The organism is Arcticibacter svalbardensis MN12-7, assembly GCF_000403135.1.
Classification (GTDB): Bacteria; Bacteroidota; Bacteroidia; order Sphingobacteriales; family Sphingobacteriaceae; genus Arcticibacter; species Arcticibacter svalbardensis.
In genome coordinates, this window is sequence record NZ_AQPN01000063.1 from 1 (window position 1) to 18394 (window position 18394).

Here is an 18394-nt window from a genome sequence, read left to right on the forward strand (position 1 = left end):
TAACGATCAAAAGAGGGCGGCATATGCATTGGATGTGTTTGGTCAGCTCTATGATATTGAGCGCGATATCAAGGACAAGAGCAGTGCTGAACGCAAAGAAGCAAGGCAGAAACTGGCTAAACCGATATGGGAAAACTTTGGCAGATGGCTTGAAGAGAACGCTGGCCTGATAAAAGAAAACAGTGCTATCTACAAGGCCTTTGCCTATACCATGAAACGGCACAAACGGTTGTCAGTTTATATGGAAAACGGTATGCTGAATATTGACAACAATCCTATTGAATCAAGTATCAGGCCTATCGCTTTGGGCAGGCGCAACTTTTTGTTCAGTGGTTCTCATGATGGGGCACAAAGAAGTGCCATGCTATACTCGTTTATGGGAACATGCAAACTGCATGGTATTAACCCAATGACCTGGATGGAAGATGTTCTGAAAAGAATAAATACACATCCATCAGATAAAATTCACGAACTTTTACCTCCAAACTGGAAGAAACTGCAAGAAGAAACATTGGAAGAAAAACAGGAAAACACTATCCTAAAAACCGCCTAATTGCCTTATTAACCCTAAAAACGGCTATTTTGCTGTAAATTCATACCTGTGCTGTAGTGTTAGCTTACTTTTAATCGACGAATAATTTTAGATCTAAATGGATAAACAAATAGCATTAATACAAATAAGGAAGCCTGAGATTAATAAGTGTTTTAATTTAATCATTAATGCAAGTAACATTTACCATTTGAATTTTTTGTTTTATTCCGACAGCGCAAACCCTTCTTGGTTGTCCCAGAGCATTGAACAGAAGTTGCAATTCTGTTAGTTTTCTGCTGTGCTGAGCTGACTCTTCGCTTGCTAACAGACTTACTACTACTGCTGGTTGAGGAACTTTTCCAGATCCATGCGGTAGTATTCAGGTTACTTTCGATAAGTTCTTCCTGCTTGTCAGGTAGTAATGGAAAGAAGTCAATTCCTGTGATTCTTTCTACCTGGTCAATGCTAACTGCATAATTTAGCAATGACTCGCTTGAGCCTTTATTGGGAATAATGAATCCTATCCCCTTAATGCCTGGAGCATTGTTATCAAGAATAACTTTATAAAAAAAATTCGGAACTGCTACTTTATCAGATCCAATAGTTTGAAGGCCTTTGGTCAGTACTGGTCCGGTAACGATATAAACCGACTTATAATCAACAGCCCAACTCCTTACTAGTTCTTCTGCCCGCTTCCAAACACCTCTATTGAAGCTTGGGTTTTGTGGAGACATGTTGCTATAATAAAACGATTCCCTTATAGCCGTAGATGACCAACCCATATCACCAGCAGGAGCCAGATGTCCCCTATCATATCCGCTTTTTAAATAATCCTGATTATCTGCTGATCCGGTTTTAACGAGTAAGTCAACAATGAACTTATTCGTTCTTTCGTATATGGAGTTAGTTTCTTTACTGGTTAGTTCATAGGCAACCCAATTTGCTTGCTCGTTTTGCTCGTTGTAAGAAAGCGAATAAGCGGCATGTGTGATCACATATTCATTGGGTTTTAATTTAGGGATTTCAAGTTTTCTAATTGTTGCGGACTTACTAATATCAAGCCGGTTATTCTTAGGAAATTTTAACGAGTTATCTTCAGAAATAACTGCTTTTCGTGCAGACAGATTAATTCGCTCTGATTTTGAATAGGTAACAATGCTTGTGATAAGTATAGCACAAAGTAAGGCATAGAATTTTTTCATTGTATTAAGGACTGGCAGATATAAAGGCTTATTTCTCCTTTAATTTCCACGAACGAATGTAGCGAATTAGCAAACAATAGACAAAATCATACATAATTGAGAAGATTTAGGAAGATTGGACTTGAGAATCGCTTCTTCTTTAAGGACATTTTACTTTTGTTCAACAGAGAGATTTAAATTTAGCATTCACCTTTCAGGATAGGAATTCAATTTTAAATCGAAAGCAGCTTAGTAATGAGTGTTGAATCGGGAGCGAGTAGAGTCGTCTACAACGCAGGTGCCTGGTTTAATAGGAATGAAAAAGTAACCCATTTTTGGTTTGGCACATAACGGAATTATTGTATCGGGATTGTAGAGATGGACAGGAATGTTCGGCCCGATACAAAATTAAATTAACGCTCTGCATACCATTGGTCGATTGGTTTGATTTTATCGGAAAATGGTATGCAGAGTTTGTATATTAGATCCTTAAATAAGCCAAACTTTAATCAATAGTTTTAAATCATCAAACCATGTTTAAAAACTCTTTTTCATTTGAAGGACGTATCAGAAGAATGGAATATGCAATTAGCATCTTACTATCTTTAATTGCAAATGGTATTATAACCGAAACTATGACCATTGGAAATGGAGCACAAATTGTCGGAGTATTATATCTTCCTTTACTTTGGTTTGTTTTGGCGCAAAACACGAAAAGATGTCATGACCTGGATAGTATCGGTTACTTTACCTACATTTCTATGTTTCCAAATAGAGCTTTATAACGAGCTTCATTCGTAATAAATCGCATTTACGAATGAATTGTTTTTCAAACAACCAAAAATTATCATATTAATGCCATTATCACTAAATAGTCATACCGCGAATACCCTTTGAAATTGGTTAAAGTATTGCTTATTTTTGATGTGGAAAGCAGGATCGAAAAATGTATATGTGTAAATAGCGTGCAAGACCACAATATAACAACCGCTAACCTACTTTATATTAATTAATTAACACAAAACACTATGTCATCAGTAGAGACAACTTACGTTCCTTATAAAGTTAAGGACATTACCCTTGCAGAATGGGGAAGAAAAGAAATCGGATTGGCTGAGGCTGAAATGCCTGGTTTAATGTCACTTCGTGCAGAATTTGGTCCAACACAGCCATTGAAGGGCGCTCGCATTGCGGGATGTCTTCATATGACGATCCAAACTGCTGTTTTAATTGAAACGCTAACTGCGCTGGGTGCTGAAGTAACCTGGTCATCATGTAACATTTTCTCCACTCAGGATCATGCTGCTGCTGCTATTGCTGCTACAGGTGTTGCTGTTTATGCCTGGAAGGGTATGAATGAGGAAGAATTTGAATGGTGTATTGAGCAAACGCTACATTTTGGCGAAGATCGCAAACCGCTAACATTGATTTTAGATGATGGTGGTGATTTGACCAATATGGTATTTGATAAGTTCCCTGAGTTGATTCCTGAAATCAAGGGATTGTCTGAAGAAACTACTACAGGCGTTCATCGTTTATACGAACGTATGAAAAATGGCACTTTACATTTACCTGCTATCAACGTAAATGATTCCGTTACTAAATCAAAGTTTGATAATAAATACGGTTGCCGTGAGTCATTAGTTGACGCAATTCGTCGTGCTACAGATGTAATGATGGCTGGTAAAGTTGCTGTTGTTGCTGGATACGGTGATGTAGGTAAAGGTTCTGCTGAATCTTTACGTAGTGCTGGTGTTCGCGTAATCGTTACTGAAATTGACCCTATATGTGCGCTTCAGGCTGCTATGGAAGGTTTTGAAGTGAAGAAATTCAGCACTGCAGTTAAAGAAGCTGACATTGTGGTTACTTGTACTGGAAATTGCAATATCGTTCGTGCTGAGCATTTCAAATCGTTAAAGGATAAGGCTATTGTTTGTAATATTGGCCACTTTGACAATGAAATTGACATGGCTTGGTTAAATGGCAACTATGGTCAGACTAAAATTGAGATCAAACCTCAGGTTGATAAGTATACCATTGATGGTAAAGATGTGATCGTTCTTGCTGAAGGTCGCCTTGTAAATTTAGGTTGTGCAACTGGTCACCCTTCTTTTGTAATGTCAAACTCTTTTACCAATCAAACATTGGCTCAGCTTGAATTGTGGACTAACACCGCTGCATATGAAAATAAGGTTTATACCTTGCCTAAGTACTTAGATGAGAAAGTTGCCCGTCTTCACCTGGCTAAGATTGGTGTTGAACTGGATGTACTTGATCCAGAACAAGCTGAATATATCGGCGTTACTGTTGATGGTCCTTATAAAGCAGAAACATACAGATACTAATTATCTGTTTTTATTTTCAAAAAGATGCTTACTTCTGGGTAAGCATCTTTACTCTTACCTATGACTGAATTACCACACACCAAACTTTCTATAAACGTTAATAAGATCGCTACGCTGCGTAATTCAAGAGGTGGCAATAATCCGGATCTTGTTCAGACGGCATTGAATTGTGAATCTTTTGGTGCACAGGGCATCACTGTTCACCCAAGACCTGATGAACGGCATATCCGGTATCAGGATGTTTTCGATTTAAAAGCAGCTATTGCTACTGAATTTAACATTGAAGGCAACTGTCAGGAAGAGAAGTTTATTCAGTTGGTACTAGCTAATAAGCCTACTCAGGTGACACTGGTTCCTGATGCCTTGGGACAGATTACATCCAACCATGGATGGGATACGATAAAAAACCAGGAATATCTGAAAGATATCGTTGCGGTATTTCAGGAAGCGGGTATTCGTGTATCTCTTTTTGTCGACCCTGATCCTAGAATGGTTGAAGCTGCTGCTACAACAGGCACTGACCGGATTGAGTTATATACCGAATCGTATGCTACTAATTATTTGTTAAATAAAGAATTGGCACTTACGCCTTATCTTCAAGCTGCTAAAGTGGCTCAACAAGCTTCACTGGGTTTAAATGCTGGTCATGACCTCGATTTACATAACTTACGCTATTTTGCACAAAATATTCCGGGATTACTGGAAGTTAGCATCGGGCACGCATTGATCTGTGATGCGCTATATTTGGGACTTGAAGTCACCATTCAACGATATTTAGATCAATTGAAGAGCTAAACGAGCCCTTTTAGAACGTATTTATACGCAAAATATCAGTTAATTATAATTTTCTCCATTAATTGAGTCTTATTTTCGAAAAATACAATCCAGTTCTTACCAAAGAATAGTATACATAATCCTTTATGAACCTATTATTGTTTTCTTTCTTTTGATTTTTATATAATATAATAATGTATAAGAGTTAAAAATATCAATTTGCTATTATTAACTCAAAAAACAGGAAGCTCTCTTACAAAACCTACCCTATCTCTTAATTCACGCCATTTTCTTATCTTTGCATTGTCTTTTATCCTTCATTTTCATGAATTTAAATACTGATTTTAAAGAAAAATTTGAATCGCGTCATATAGCTCCTGATGGTACAGGAACAGCGGAAATGCTTGCTATAATTGGTGTCAACTCGCTGGATGAGCTTATTCAGCAGACTGTACCAGAACAGATCAGGCTTAAAAGCCCGATGAACCTTCCGGCACCAAAGAGTGAGTTTGAGTATATCAATGATTTAAAGCAGACTGCATCAAAAAACAAAGTATTTAAGTCTTTTATAGGCAAAGGATATTACGATACCATCACCCCTCCTGTTATTCAACGGAACATATTTGAAAACCCGGGATGGTATACCCAATATACGCCTTATCAAGCAGAGGTATCTCAGGGACGCCTTCAGGCCTTATTGAATTTCCAAACTATGGTCGCTGACCTTACAGGTATGGAAATTGCAAATGCCTCTTTACTTGATGAAGGTACTGCGGCAGCTGAAGCAATGTTTATGCAATATGGTTTACGCAAAAATCCACAGGCTAATATCTTCTTTGTATCGGAAAATCTTTTCCCTCAAACTATAGATGTACTGAAGACCAGGTCTAAGCCATTTGGTATTGAGCTTTTGATTGGTAATCATGAAACTATTGAGCTGAACGATATGATATTTGGTGCAATTGTTCAGTATCCTGCAGGAAACGGTTGTATTTACGACTATACTAACTTCGCAACTGAGCTTCATGAAAGGAATATTAAACTTACTGTAGTTGCTGATATCATGAGTTTAGCAATCCTGACTCCTCCGGGAGAGTGGGGAGCTGATGTGGTAGTTGGTTCAACTCAACGTTTTGGTGTGCCAATGGGCTTCGGTGGTCCGCATGCTGCCTATTTTGCCACCAAGGAGGTATACAAAAGAAATATCCCTGGAAGAATAATTGGTGTAACGGTTGATAATACGGGTAATTATGCGCTCCGCATGGCTTTACAAACAAGGGAACAACATATCCGAAGAGATAAAGCGTCTTCCAATATTTGTACTGCACAGGCTTTACTTGCTATCATGGCAGGAATGTATGCGGTTTATCATGGCCCTACAGGAATTAAAAATATTGCGGTACGGATTCATAGTTTGACCACCCTACTTGCAGCATCACTTGAAAAGCTTGACTACAAACAGCTTAATACTTCCTTTTTCGACACTATACGTTTTGATCTGGGTCAGCTGAGTACTTCTATTCATGCTGAAGCGATTAATAATGAGTCGAACTTTTCTTACAATGGCACTGAAGCAACCATTTCTATTGATGAAACAACATCTCTTGAAGATGTAAAAATGATCGTCAAGTTCTTTGCTAAGGTGAAGGGGAAACATCTGAATGATGCGAATCCTGATCTTTTGAAAAAGGAGATTGTTTCAGCTATACCTTCTGCACTGCAAAGAAGTTCATCTTACCTGACTCATCCAATATTTAATTCACATCATGCAGAGCATGAAATGCTTCGTTATATCAAGTCGTTAGAAGCTAAGGATCTTTCCTTATGTCATTCCATGATTCCTTTGGGATCATGTACAATGAAATTGAATGCGACTACTGAAATGCTTCCTGTAACGTGGGCAGAATTTAGTAAAATTCATCCCTTTGCTCCCACTGATCAGGTTGGTGGTTATATGCAAGTGATTTCTGAACTAAATGAATGGTTATGTGCGATTACCGGTTTTGCTGAAATGAGTCTTCAGCCTAATTCAGGTGCTCAGGGCGAATATTCGGGATTGATGGTGATCAGAGCTTACCATGCTGGTAGAAATGAAAGTCACCGTAATATTGTATTAATTCCAGCTTCTGCGCATGGAACCAATCCTGCTTCTGCTTCTATGGCAGGATCAAAAGTAGTGGTAATTAAGTGCGATGCGAACGGAAATATTGATGTCGAAGATTTGAATGCCAAAGCAATTCAATATAAAGAGAATCTTTGCGCACTGATGGTTACTTATCCTTCTACTCATGGTGTTTTTGAAGAGGCAATTATAGAGATCTGTAGTATTATTCATCAGAATGGTGGTCAGGTTTATATGGATGGTGCAAATATGAATGCTCAGGTAGGACTTACTAGTCCGGCTACTATTGGTGCAGACGTTTGCCATCTGAATCTGCATAAAACCTTCTGTATTCCTCATGGTGGAGGTGGTCCTGGTGTAGGTCCAATTGGTGTGGCAAAACATCTTGTTCCTTATTTACCCGGCCATTCGGTAGTAAACATCAACAACGAACATTCCATTTCAGCTGTTTCTTCAGCGCCTTGGGGATCTGCTTCAATCCTTCTGATCTCGCATGCCTACATTGCGATGATGGGTCCTGAGGGGTTAACAAATGCAACAAAATATGCCATATTAAATGCCAACTATGTTAAATCACGATTGGAAAACCATTACCCTGTTCTTTACTCAGGTAGCCAGGGAAGATGTGCGCATGAAATGATTTTAGATTGCAGGGCGTTTAAGCATGATGGTGTTGAGGTGACTGATATAGCGAAAAGATTGATGGATTATGGATTTCATGCACCAACGGTCTCCTTTCCTGTAGCTGGAACGTTGATGGTTGAACCTACAGAATCGGAACCCAAACATGAGCTTGATCGTTTTTGTGATGCCATGATTGCCATTCGCACTGAAGTAGATGAGGTGATGAACGGTGATGATAAACACGATAACATCTTAAAAAATGCTCCTCATACTGCATCGGTTGTTACAGCGGATGTTTGGGAGAAAGCATATAGTCGCAATAAAGCGGCATTTCCACTCCATTATGTGGCCGAACATAAATTCTGGCCTGCTGTAGGTAGAGTGAATGATACACAGGGTGACAGAACTTTGATCTGCTCATGCCCTCCTATTGAGGCCTATGCTGAGTTTACTGTTTAAACAACTTTAAAACATAAAGGCCGGTATGATGGTACCGGCCTTCTTTATATTATTCTTGAGTTTCTTTTACTTTATCTACCTTATTAAGAGCGAATACCTTACCCAGATTATCCGCATTACTGCAACTTACGTGCATGTCTTTAACTTTCCCGGTACTAATGTCTATAACCCAACCATGTACCTCAAGATCATCTCTTTCGCGCCAGGCATTCTGTACAATCGTAGTTTTACACAAATTAAAAACCTGTTCAATCACGTTTAATTCTACCAGACGGTTTGAACGTCGCTTATCATCTGTAATTAAGTCGAGTTCATGAGAATGAAGCCTGTACACATCTTTTATATGTCTTAGCCAGTTGTCTATTAAGCCAAACTGTTGATTCGTCATGGCCGCAGCCACTCCACCACAACCGTAATGACCGGCTACAATAACATGCTTTATCTTTAATACATTTACTGCATAATCCAGCACACTAAGCATGTTCATATCTGAATGCACACAAACATTTGCTATGTTACGGTGAACAAATATGTCACCTGGTTTGGTATTGGTAACCTGATTTGCAGGAACACGGCTATCGGAACAACCTATCCACAGTACATTTGGATTCTGACCTGCAGCCAGCTTTTTAAAATAATCAGGATCTTGTTTCAATTCATTTTCCACAAATATCCTATTTCCCTCAAGCAATTGTTGGTATGTGTATTTTTGTGTATCCTGCAGCTCTTTAACTGATACTGCATTCATATTTTCTTTTGTCATTTTTTTTAATTTTAGAGTTTGAATATTAATTCTTCTAATTGTGGAATGTCATACTGTTTTTTGACATTTACGAGCCTTACAATAATTGCTCTGGAATAAGCTGAATGCTTAAAGTTATGTATTACTTCGAGTACATCAGGATCGATATATCTGGAATTTGTGCCGTCAATAATAACGTCTGATTCTTGTGGTAAATTATTTAAAGTGTACGAGATTGCCGCTTTATTTAGAAAAGATACCTCCTCAGAAAGCTTCATATGGATAACTTTTTTGTCTCCTTCCCTATTTATGGTATAGAAATATGGGTTCCGCATATTATTCCGAAGAATATAAAATATACCGATAACCATCCCTACCGCTACGCCTTTAAGCAAATCAGTGAATACAACGGCTAATATGGTTACAATAAAGGGTATAAACTGAGACTTTCCCTCGCCCCACATTTTCTTGAAAAGATGAACGTTTGCTAATTTGTAACCGGTGAACAATAGGACTGCTGCCAGGCAGGATAGCGGAATACTATTGATTATTCCAGGGATCAAAAGCAGGGACGCCAGTAACCAAACTCCATGAAATACACTACTCATTTTGGTTTTACCTCCAGAATTCACGTTTGCTGAAGAGCGAACGATTACTGCTGTAAGAGGTAATCCACCTATTAATCCAGAAGTCAGGTTTCCTATTCCCTGTGCCACAAGTTCACGGTTGGTTGGGGAAACCCTTTTATAAGGGTCAATTTTGTCAACAGCCTCTAAACTCAGCAACGACTCTAAACTGGCGACTATCGCAATAGTGAAAGCTACTGTCCATACAGCGGGATTAGTAATCTGACTAAAATCAGGCGTAACAAACAGGCTTGTAAATTGACCAAATGACTCAACAACAGGAACCTGAACCAAATGTTCAGCATTGATTGCCAACGGAGTTCCATGGAATACGATATTTAGAGCAATCCCAACTAGCACAACAATTAAAGGGGCTGGAATACTATTTATCTTTTTAATCTTAGGCCAGTAAATCAATACAGCTAAAGAAATAAGACTAATAACGACAGCACCATAACTAATCCGGCTTAAAGCCTCAGTTAGCGCAGAGAAGGTATTGTTAGCCCCAGCTACAAAACTTTCATTTCCTTCAAAATCAGCATCATATCCTACTGCGTGGGGAAGTTGTTTTAGGATAAGAATAATACCGATAGCAGCTAGCATCCCTTCAATTACAGAAGAGGGGAAATAGTTCGCAATTGTACCGGCTTTTAGAAAACCTAATATGATTTGAATAATTCCTGCCAGAACTACTGCCAGCAAGAAAATGTCGAAACTTTGCAACTGGGCTATTGCAGTGAATACAATTACAGTAAGGCCGGCAGCCGGTCCACTCACGCTTAATTGAGATCCACTTACCGTAGAAACAATAATTCCACCTATAATACCGGTTAATAAACCGGCAAATAGTGGTGCTCCGGATGCAAGGGCAATACCCAGACACAAAGGCAATGCTACCAGAAAGACAACTAAGCTTGCAGGAAGGTCTTTTTTTAAATTTTTAGGCGATAAATATCTCGCAAAAATCTTTGATGCAGGCATAATTTGATCTGCTTAAGTTTAAGAAGGTAAATTTGTATTTATAAACAATATTATATCAGAAAGGCTGATACGTAGATAAACTCAAAAATCAGACGTTTGGAGGAGGGGTAGGTACTACAGGATAGAAGGACCTAATATGTTTATCATGATCAGAGATCACAATAACAGGCATTAAAATCAATAAAGGATTTAATGGTGCTATGTTAAAAGTGTTAAGATTTAAAAACTCTTTTATTGCAGTGTCCTTAACATCAACTGATTTAGGATGCTCTATTTCCAGTTGCATGATCACACTATTCACGCTTCTTGAATCCAGATGAGCAATAATCAGGGGTGCGATAGAAATCACCATCTTACTTAGAAAGATAGACAAGAAAAATATGCTGAAGAGTCTTTTAGCAAGTGCTTTTCTCATGTGTGTGATAACATCTATGACAAAACTAACAAAATAGCTTTTAGTTTTATGTTTATCAACGAGGAAATTACACTTAAATTATATATATGATTTAGATCCCTAGTTCGACCTGAAACAAGGCTCCCCAGTAATTATTCGTACTGTGTATGTTCCAATTACCTTCTTCCGTATTATAATTCAGGTTAAATTGAGCTTTGATTCGATGATTTCTAAAATATTTAGATAAACCTGCTTCAACAACTTCCTTTCTGTTTTCGTATAAAGTGGTTTGATGTTCGGGTTGAACAATAGAATATCGGAATGCGGTTTCAATATTATTCTTAAACAAGTAGGAGATTTGATTATTGTTTCCCCAACCTGCATATACATAACGAACATCGCCTGCTGCATTAAAGGTAAGGGGGTTAACTGATCTGCGTTTAAGGAATTCGGATTCGTAGGCCCAGCCACTATATTTGAAGATTAAATCGAATATAGCCGTTCCCATATCTCTTTGAGCATATAATTCTTTGCCTAACTGCCCACCTGTACGATTTGTTTTTACATTATAACTATACCCTCCTCCTATTGCTAGTTTAAGAGTTTCCTCTCTTTCGAGGTCGCCTTCAGAATAATCACCATCATTTTTAAACAGGCCAAAAGGAAGAATTTCTACTCTTCCGGTATAAGCTAATCCATTGTCTGTACCATTTACGCTTCGACCTTCGCCTGTAGTAACTGCCGCCTTGAAACGGTATGGCATATCGGCAATCGTATTGTTGTAATAGGCTTTTAGACCGAAATCACGATCGACTGTGAAAATTCCGTTTACGATTGATCTTTCAACAAACTGTAGCTGTCCGGATGAATTGACTCTCTGGCGGTTTCCGGGAAGCTTATTCTGCCCAAAAGCAATATAGAATTTATCGGTAAAGTGGTAAAAGACTACTGCATCGCGAACAATATTGGCAATTCCGGTATTGTCAAAGTCCTGATCACTTCGTGTAAATGCCAGCTGAATGCTATAGCCAATTTTAGGACTTAGTACATATCCATCTACCCGAAGCCGAAGTCGTCTTACCCGTGCATCCCACTCTGAGATTCCCAAATCATCACCACCATTTGTATAAAAACCCATTCTGTTTTGCATTCTGAAACGAAAGTTAGCATAGAAAGAGGAATCTTTGGTTGCAACTTCTAGTCCTTTCATTTTAAAAATCATTGGGCGTTCATCTACTTCACCTTGCGCAAATACATTAAGGATAATAAAAAAAATAACAGGGATAAAAAGGTGTGCTTAATCTGTGGCATTATTAGTTAATCTTAAAAAAGTAAAATTATTAAGATTACTTAACATTATTGGCCTGAAGATTAAATTAATGTTAAGTAATTAATTTTATGTTTAAAAACGTTAATTATTAAATCCTATAATAATACAAAAGCTGTATATCTATATTAAGGCGAGATAATACCGTATCTGATATATAACTAAAGTGCAATTCTATTCACCTAAACCGTAGCTTCTCCTCTCGGTTATGAGTTAATTGGGGAGTAGGTGAGGTCAATTCCTATTTTTCTACACATCAATTAAAAAGCTATGCTTATTTACTTATGCTATTTTCTATTATAAACTAGAAAACTAGAATTTTTATTTTAATTCCTAATAGCCTTAATACAGTGTTGACTCTAAAAATCGTAATTTTGTAGCGAAAGAATTGATCGATGGCGAAGATTAGCGGAAAAGCTTATGATATAAACTTATTAAAACGGATATACCTCTATATCAAACCTTACCATAAGATGTTCGTATGGAGTGTGGTACTAACTATACTGCTAGCCATAGTAGCTCCACTCCGCCCCTTTCTGATTCAATATGCACTCGATCATTATGTATTTGAAAATGATTCGCAGGGATTAGTTTTCATGACCATCGTTCTGTTCATTTTACTTATTCTGCAAACGATCATTCAATATTTCCATACGTATCTAACCAATGTACTTGGCCAGTCAACTATCCGCGACTTAAGAATCCATGTATTTAATCATATCACTAAATTAAAACTTCGTTTTTTTGACCGTACACCTATCGGGCAGCTCATCACACGTACCGTTTCTGATCTGGAAACGATTGCTGATATATTTTCCGAAGGACTGATTGTAATTGTTGGTGATATATTGCAAGTATTTGCCATCATTGGAGTAATGCTTTATGTGGACTGGAAACTGACACTCATTGTGTTGGCCCCGATGCCTCTGCTGATGTTAGCTACCTATGTATTTAAAGAAGCCATTAAATCGGCGTTTCAGGATGTCCGCAGTCAGGTAAGCAACCTGAATACTTTTTTGCAGGAGCATATTACCGGGATGAGCATTATAAAATATTTTGCGCGTGAGAACCAGGAGATGCACAAGTTTAAAAAGATTAACGCCAAACATAGAGATGCAAACATCAGGTCGAACTGGTATTATTCTATATTTTTCCCTGTTGTAGAAGTTATATCGTCACTATCCATTGGTTTGCTGGTATGGTACGGATCGAAGTCTATCATAGAAAACGACCTGTCACCAGGTGTGATCGTCTCTTTTATCATGTATATCAACCTATTATACCGTCCTATACGTGAATTGGCAGATAAATTTAACACCCTTCAGATGGGTATGGTTGGGGCCGAACGTGTATTTACTTTATTGGACAGCAAAGAAGAGGAAGTGAATACAGGCGACTACAGTCCGGAGATCTTTACCGGCTCTATATCCTTTGAACATGTCTGGTTTGCCTATACCGAAGAGAAATGGGTTTTAAAAGACGTCAGTTTCAAAGTAAAACCAGGTGAAACACTGGCTATTGTGGGTGCTACCGGGGCAGGCAAATCCTCCATTATCAACATACTGAATAGGTTTTACAGCATTGGGAAAGGCAGTATTAAAATTGACGACCGTGATATCAGAGATTACTCCTTACCTTATCTCCGTTCCAAAATTGCCACAGTGATTCAGGATGTTTTCCTTTTTACCGATACGATTGAAAACAATATTACTCTAGGGAACCCAAACATTCTTAAAGCAGATGTAGTTGCTGCTGCTAAAGAGGCAGGTGCCCATGAATTTATTGAGCGACTACCCGGTGGGTACGATTATAACGTAATGGAACGGGGATCAACTCTATCTGCTGGTCAGGCGCAGCTCATCTCTTTTATCCGTGCATTAATTTACAACCCTAAAATACTGGTATTAGATGAAGCAACATCATCAGTGGATACAGAAACCGAATTATTAATTCAATCTACGCTACAGCGGCTTGTAAAGGGTCGTACCTCTATTGTGATTGCGCATAGGCTGTCTACAATACAAAATGCCGATAAAATAATCGTGCTGGATCTGGGAGAGATTCAGGAAATCGGGTCCCATCAGGAACTTCTGCAGCTCAACGGATTCTATAAACGTTTGTTCGATCTGCAGTTTAATTCGGCTGGAATTAAAAAATCTACGGTAAGCTGACAAAAAGGTTTGGCTTATTAAGCTAATCTCTTAGTTTTGCATATCTTAAAATCCGACCAATGAGTGTATTAGTTAATAAAAATTCCAAAGTTATTGTTCAGGGCTTCACCGGAAATGAAGGTACTTATCATGCGACCCAAATGATTGAGTACGGAACACAGGTTGTAGGTGGTGTTACTCCAGGAAAAGGAGGACAAACCCATCTAGACCGACCTGTCTTCAACACTGTTAAAGAGGCAGTTGAAAAAACTGGTGCTGATGTTTCTATCATATTTGTACCTCCTGCTTTTGCGGGCGATGCTATTTTAGAAGCAGCTGAAGCTGGTATTAAAGTTATAGTTTGTATAACTGAGGGTATTCCAACGAAAGATATGATCCTTGTTAAGGAATATATATCAGGTAAAGATTGTCGCCTTATTGGTCCAAACTGCCCGGGAATAATAACAGCTGATGAAGCAAAGATTGGTATTATGCCAGGATTTATCTTTAAAAAGGGCTCAATAGGCATTGTTTCTAAATCAGGGACGTTGACTTATGAAGCAGTAGATCAGGTTGTAAAAGCAGGATTAGGAATCACCACTGCCATTGGTATTGGTGGAGATCCGATCATTGGAACACCAACTGTTGAAGCGGTTAAACTGCTCATGGAAGATCCTGAAACAAAAGGAATCGTCATGATTGGTGAAATTGGTGGCGGAATGGAAGCTGAAGCGGCTCTGTGGATTAAAGAAAATGGCACTAAACCTGTAGTTGGCTTTATTGCTGGCCAGACTGCTCCTGCGGGACGTAGAATGGGCCATGCGGGTGCAATAGTAGGTGGTGCTGATGACACTGCAGCTGCTAAAATGCGTATTATGACAGAATGTGGAATCCGTGTAGTGGAATCACCTGCTGAAATAGGTGCTGCAATGGCTGAAGAACTTGCTAAGCTAGGTTAAGGAAATTTTTAAATAGCTAGATAATATTCTTCATTTATCTATATCATAACAAAGTCCCGGTTGATTGACCGGGACTTTGTTGTTATTAGATTAACTGAATCGTCTAAAACTCTTGTTTCATCCTTATGATATTCAGAGCTGCTCCAGCTTTAAACCATTCAATCTGTTGTTGATTGTAAGTATGGTTAACAGCAAAAGACTCTGACTTTCCATCTTCATGATGAAGAACAACGTGAAGCTGTTTTCCAGGAGCAAAAGAAGTCAATCCTTCAATATCAATTATATCATTTTCCTGAACCTTATTGTAGTCAGTAGGATCGTCAAAGGTGACACCCAGCATTCCTTGTTTTTTAAGATTCGTTTCATGGATACGGGCAAAAGATTTAACCAATATAACCCGAACGCCTAAATGACGAGGTTCCATAGCAGCATGTTCGCGTGAAGATCCTTCTCCATAGTTTTCATCACCCACTACGATTGTTCCGATACCCGCTGCTTTATATGCACGCTGAGTAGCTGGAACAGGGCCATATATACCCGTCAACTGATTCTTCACTGAATCGGTCTGATCAGTAAAGTAATTCATCGCACCTATTAACATATTATTAGAAATATTGTCAATATGGCCTCTGAATTTCAACCAAGGTCCTGCCATAGAAATATGGTCGGTAGTACACTTGCCTTTTGCTTTAATTAATAATTTCAGCCCTTTAATATCAACGCCTTCCCAAGCAGGGAAAGGTGCAAGAAGTTGCAGTCTGCTGGATTTTTCATCAACAAGTACTTCAACAGCAGTACCATCTTCAGCTGGTTCCTGGTAACCTGCATCTTCTACAGCAAACCCTTTAATCGGCATTTCTATACCTTGAGGTTCTTCCAATTTAACCGATTCGCCATTTTCATTGATTAGAAAATCTGTTAGCGGATTAAATGTTAAGTCGCCGGCAATAGCTAAAGCGGTTACAATCTCAGGAGACGCTACAAAAGCATGTGTATTTGGATTACCATCATTTCGTTTGGCAAAGTTCCTGTTGAACGAGGTTATAATAGAGTTTCTGCGGGTAGGATCATCAGTATGACGAGCCCATTGGCCAATACAAGGACCACAAGCATTCGCTAGTACCACACCACCAATCTTTTCAAATGTATCCAGGTAACCATCGCGTTCTACGGTATATCTCACTAATTCCGATCCCGGAGTTACTGTATATTCTGCTTTTGCGATCAGGTTTTTATCTACTGCTTGCTGAGCCAGAGATGCTGCTCTTGTAATATCTTCGTATGAAGAGTTGGTACAAGAACCGATTAAACCAACTTCAAGTTTTGCCGGCCAGTTATGTTCTTTAACTGCTGCTGCAAACTGAGAAATAGGCCATGCTAAATCTGGAGTAAAGGGACCATTAATATGAGGTTCAAGTGTGTCAAGGTCAATTTCTATTACCTGATCGAAATAAAGTTCAGGGTTAGCATATACTTCATCATCACCTGTTAAATGAACACTTACCTGGTTAGCAAGATCGGCAATTTCGGCTCTTCCTGTTCCACGTAAATAGATTTCCGCTTTTTCATCGTAGCCAAAAACAGATGTAGTAGCACCAATTTCAGCGCCCATATTACAGATAGTAGCTTTACCGGTTGCAGATAAAGAACGTGCTCCTTCACCAAAGTATTCCACGATACAACCTGTACCACCTTTAACGGTTAGCACACCCGCCACCTTCAGGATAACATCTTTAGCAGATGTCCAGCCTGACAACTTACCAGTTAATTTAACACCGATTAGTTTAGGAAACTTTAATTCCCAAGCGAAACCAGCCATAACATCACAAGCATCAGCACCACCAACACCTATAGCAATCATGCCTAATCCACCTGCATTAGGGGTATGCGAATCGGTACCAATCATCAATCCACCGGGGAAAGCGTAATTTTCTAATACTACCTGATGAATGATCCCTGCTCCTGGCTTCCAAAAACCAAGTCCGTATTTATTACAAACCGAAGAAAGGAAGTCGTATACTTCTTTATTCGTGTTGTTCGCAATTTCTAAATCTTCAGTAGCTCCTATTTTTGCCTGGATCAAATGGTCGCAATGCACTGTAGAAGGAACTGCAACCTGAGGCCTGCCCGCTTGCATAAATTGCAACAAAGCCATTTGAGCCGTTGCGTCTTGCATAGCTACACGGTCAGGTGCAAAATCAACATAAGAAGTTCCACGACAGTAAGCTTCTTCGGCATTACCATTCCATAGATGCGAATAAAGAATTTTTTCTGTTAGGGTAAGAGGTTTTCCAACAACTTTTTTGGCAGCTTCAATACGGCTTTCCAAATTGCTGTAAACCTTCTGGATCATTTCTATATCAAATGCCATTATGAGTTTATTATTAAGGGGTTTACATTTAAAACTCAACCCTATTGAGGTGAGTTCTTGCGAAATTACAAAAAATGGATGACAGGTCACCCATCAAGATAGGACAATTATTATTTGGAAAAGTTCTTGTTAACAGAAATATTTAGAGCCGATTTTTTAAGTTATATGGTAATAAGTCCTCGTTTTAGAGTTTTTCAAATTGATACCCTTTTTGGGTCCAATATTCTAATGCTCTTGGAAGTACATATTGCAGTCGCTCTAAAGCTTTCAAACTATCATGAAAAACGATAATTGCCCCCGGTTTTGTAGCATGTAGCACTCTTTTGAGGCAGGTTTCAGGACTTAGACTCTGATCAAAATCACCCGTTAATATATCCCACATTACAATGTTTAAATCGGGATACTCCTTTTTCAAAAGCCCAATCTGCGACCTTTTTATCTTCCCGTAAGGAGGTCTGAACAGGTTAGATTTCACTAATAGATTGCATTTTTTTACATTTTGAAGATAAACCTCATCATCTGTTATCCAACCTTTTAAATGATTAAAGGTATGATTTCCAATACGATGACCTTGATTTATCAACTGCTGAAATACTTCAGGATGCTTACGTATATTATCACCTATACAGAAAAACGTAGCGGGCGCATTATATAATTTTAGCGTTTTTATGACAAAGGGTGTAACAATGGGAATAGGACCATCGTCAAAGGTGATATATATTGTATTTGAATCGTTTAACTTCCTCCATATTAAAGAAGGATAGATTAATCTTAGCCAGGCAGGAGTTTTTACGAGATACATATTAT

14 protein-coding genes are annotated in these 18394 nt (G+C 38.6%); 7 read left to right on the top strand and 7 right to left on the bottom strand.

All coding sequences use genetic code 11. The features are described 5' to 3' along the window. The coding region (locus ADIARSV_RS07360; RefSeq protein WP_152439805.1) for an IS66 family transposase at window positions 1-553 on the top strand (553 nt) is incomplete at its 5' end. Window positions 554-717: 164 nt separating this feature from the next. Here the strand turns inward: ADIARSV_RS07360 and ADIARSV_RS07365 are convergent. Then, window positions 718-1734 (bottom strand): DNA/RNA non-specific endonuclease, encoded by a 1017-nt coding sequence (locus ADIARSV_RS07365; protein WP_016194819.1) that lies wholly within the window; start codon window positions 1732-1734, stop codon window positions 718-720. Between the two features lie 512 nt (window positions 1735-2246). Here ADIARSV_RS07365 and ADIARSV_RS07370 point away from each other — a divergent pair. The 4 genes from ADIARSV_RS07370 (at window position 2247) to gcvP (ending at window position 8037) form a co-directional block, all read left to right on the top strand. Continuing rightward, on the top strand, window positions 2247-2498 hold the full coding sequence (locus tag ADIARSV_RS07370; protein ID WP_016194820.1) for a DUF805 domain-containing protein: 252 nt from the start codon (window positions 2247-2249) through the stop codon (window positions 2496-2498). Window positions 2499-2741: 243 nt separating this feature from the next. Beyond that, window positions 2742-4058 carry an adenosylhomocysteinase gene (ahcY, locus tag ADIARSV_RS07375; protein WP_016194821.1) on the top strand — a complete coding sequence of 439 codons (1317 nt, stop codon included), beginning with the start codon at window positions 2742-2744 and terminating at the stop codon, window positions 4056-4058. A 60-nt stretch (window positions 4059-4118) separates the two neighbouring features. Then, on the top strand, window positions 4119-4853 hold the full coding sequence (locus ADIARSV_RS07380; protein ID WP_016194822.1) for a pyridoxine 5'-phosphate synthase: 735 nt from the start codon (window positions 4119-4121) through the stop codon (window positions 4851-4853). A gap of 304 nt (window positions 4854-5157) precedes the next feature. Beyond that, window positions 5158-8037, top strand: a complete 2880-nt coding sequence (gene gcvP, locus ADIARSV_RS07385) for an aminomethyl-transferring glycine dehydrogenase (RefSeq protein ID WP_016194823.1) — start codon at window positions 5158-5160, stop codon at window positions 8035-8037. 49 nt (window positions 8038-8086) lie between these two features. On the opposite strand, the gene ADIARSV_RS07390 is transcribed toward gcvP, so the two are convergent. The 4 genes from ADIARSV_RS07390 to ADIARSV_RS07405 all read right to left on the bottom strand — a co-directional run bounded on the left by ADIARSV_RS07390 (window position 8087) and on the right by ADIARSV_RS07405 (window position 11990). Next, window positions 8087-8800 carry a carbonic anhydrase gene (locus tag ADIARSV_RS07390; protein ID WP_016194824.1) on the bottom strand — a complete coding sequence of 238 codons (714 nt, stop codon included), beginning with the start codon at window positions 8798-8800 and terminating at the stop codon, window positions 8087-8089. Window positions 8801-8811: 11 nt separating this feature from the next. After that, window positions 8812-10386 (bottom strand): SulP family inorganic anion transporter, encoded by a 1575-nt coding sequence (locus ADIARSV_RS07395; protein ID WP_016194825.1) that lies wholly within the window; start codon window positions 10384-10386, stop codon window positions 8812-8814. Window positions 10387-10474: 88 nt separating this feature from the next. Further along, complete coding sequence (locus tag ADIARSV_RS07400) at window positions 10475-10801, bottom strand: hypothetical protein (protein ID WP_040299421.1); 327 nt, start codon at window positions 10799-10801, stop codon at window positions 10475-10477. A gap of 91 nt (window positions 10802-10892) precedes the next feature. Further along, a complete protein-coding gene (locus ADIARSV_RS07405; protein WP_235048381.1) occupies window positions 10893-11990 on the bottom strand; it encodes a porin in 1098 nt (365 codons plus the stop codon). A gap of 512 nt (window positions 11991-12502) precedes the next feature. On the opposite strand from ADIARSV_RS07405, the gene ADIARSV_RS07410 reads away from it, so the two are divergent. Both ADIARSV_RS07410 and sucD read left to right on the top strand, forming a co-directional pair. Further along, window positions 12503-14278, top strand: a complete 1776-nt coding sequence (locus tag ADIARSV_RS07410; RefSeq protein ID WP_040299423.1) for an ABC transporter ATP-binding protein — start codon at window positions 12503-12505, stop codon at window positions 14276-14278. Window positions 14279-14337: 59 nt separating this feature from the next. Further along, complete coding sequence (gene sucD / locus ADIARSV_RS07415; RefSeq protein WP_016194829.1) at window positions 14338-15216, top strand: succinate--CoA ligase subunit alpha; 879 nt, start codon at window positions 14338-14340, stop codon at window positions 15214-15216. Between the two features lie 103 nt (window positions 15217-15319). On the opposite strand, the gene ADIARSV_RS07420 is transcribed toward sucD, so the two are convergent. Beyond that, the gene (locus tag ADIARSV_RS07420; RefSeq protein ID WP_016194830.1) at window positions 15320-17587 is read right to left on the bottom strand and encodes an aconitate hydratase; all 2268 of its coding nucleotides are present in this window, start codon (window positions 17585-17587) and stop codon (window positions 15320-15322) included. A gap of 184 nt (window positions 17588-17771) precedes the next feature. Further along, complete coding sequence (locus ADIARSV_RS07425; RefSeq protein WP_016194831.1) at window positions 17772-18389, bottom strand: polysaccharide deacetylase family protein; 618 nt, start codon at window positions 18387-18389, stop codon at window positions 17772-17774. Between the last annotated feature and the right edge of the window lie 5 nt (window positions 18390-18394).

What these genes read in the sequence shown, in the direction of transcription:
- ADIARSV_RS07370 (WP_016194820.1), top strand. Translation starts at nt 2,247, where the DNA reads ATGTTTAAAAACTCTTTTTCATTTGAAGGACGTATCAGAAGAATGGAA.
- ahcY (WP_016194821.1), top strand. Translation starts at nt 2,742, where the DNA reads ATGTCATCAGTAGAGACAACTTACGTTCCTTATAAAGTTAAGGACATT.
- ADIARSV_RS07395 (WP_016194825.1), bottom strand. Translation starts at nt 10,386, where the DNA reads ATGCCTGCATCAAAGATTTTTGCGAGATATTTATCGCCTAAAAATTTA.
- ADIARSV_RS07400 (WP_040299421.1), bottom strand. Translation starts at nt 10,801, where the DNA reads ATGAGAAAAGCACTTGCTAAAAGACTCTTCAGCATATTTTTCTTGTCT.
- ADIARSV_RS07410 (WP_040299423.1), top strand. Translation starts at nt 12,503, where the DNA reads ATGGCGAAGATTAGCGGAAAAGCTTATGATATAAACTTATTAAAACGG.
- ADIARSV_RS07405 (WP_235048381.1), bottom strand. Translation starts at nt 11,990, where the DNA reads ATGAAAGGACTAGAAGTTGCAACCAAAGATTCCTCTTTCTATGCTAAC.
- ADIARSV_RS07390 (WP_016194824.1), bottom strand. Translation starts at nt 8,800, where the DNA reads ATGACAAAAGAAAATATGAATGCAGTATCAGTTAAAGAGCTGCAGGAT.
- ADIARSV_RS07365 (WP_016194819.1), bottom strand. Translation starts at nt 1,734, where the DNA reads ATGAAAAAATTCTATGCCTTACTTTGTGCTATACTTATCACAAGCATT.
- ADIARSV_RS07425 (WP_016194831.1), bottom strand. Translation starts at nt 18,389, where the DNA reads ATGTATCTCGTAAAAACTCCTGCCTGGCTAAGATTAATCTATCCTTCT.
- ADIARSV_RS07380 (WP_016194822.1), top strand. Translation starts at nt 4,119, where the DNA reads ATGACTGAATTACCACACACCAAACTTTCTATAAACGTTAATAAGATC.
- ADIARSV_RS07420 (WP_016194830.1), bottom strand. Translation starts at nt 17,587, where the DNA reads ATGGCATTTGATATAGAAATGATCCAGAAGGTTTACAGCAATTTGGAA.
- sucD (WP_016194829.1), top strand. Translation starts at nt 14,338, where the DNA reads ATGAGTGTATTAGTTAATAAAAATTCCAAAGTTATTGTTCAGGGCTTC.
- gcvP (WP_016194823.1), top strand. Translation starts at nt 5,158, where the DNA reads ATGAATTTAAATACTGATTTTAAAGAAAAATTTGAATCGCGTCATATA.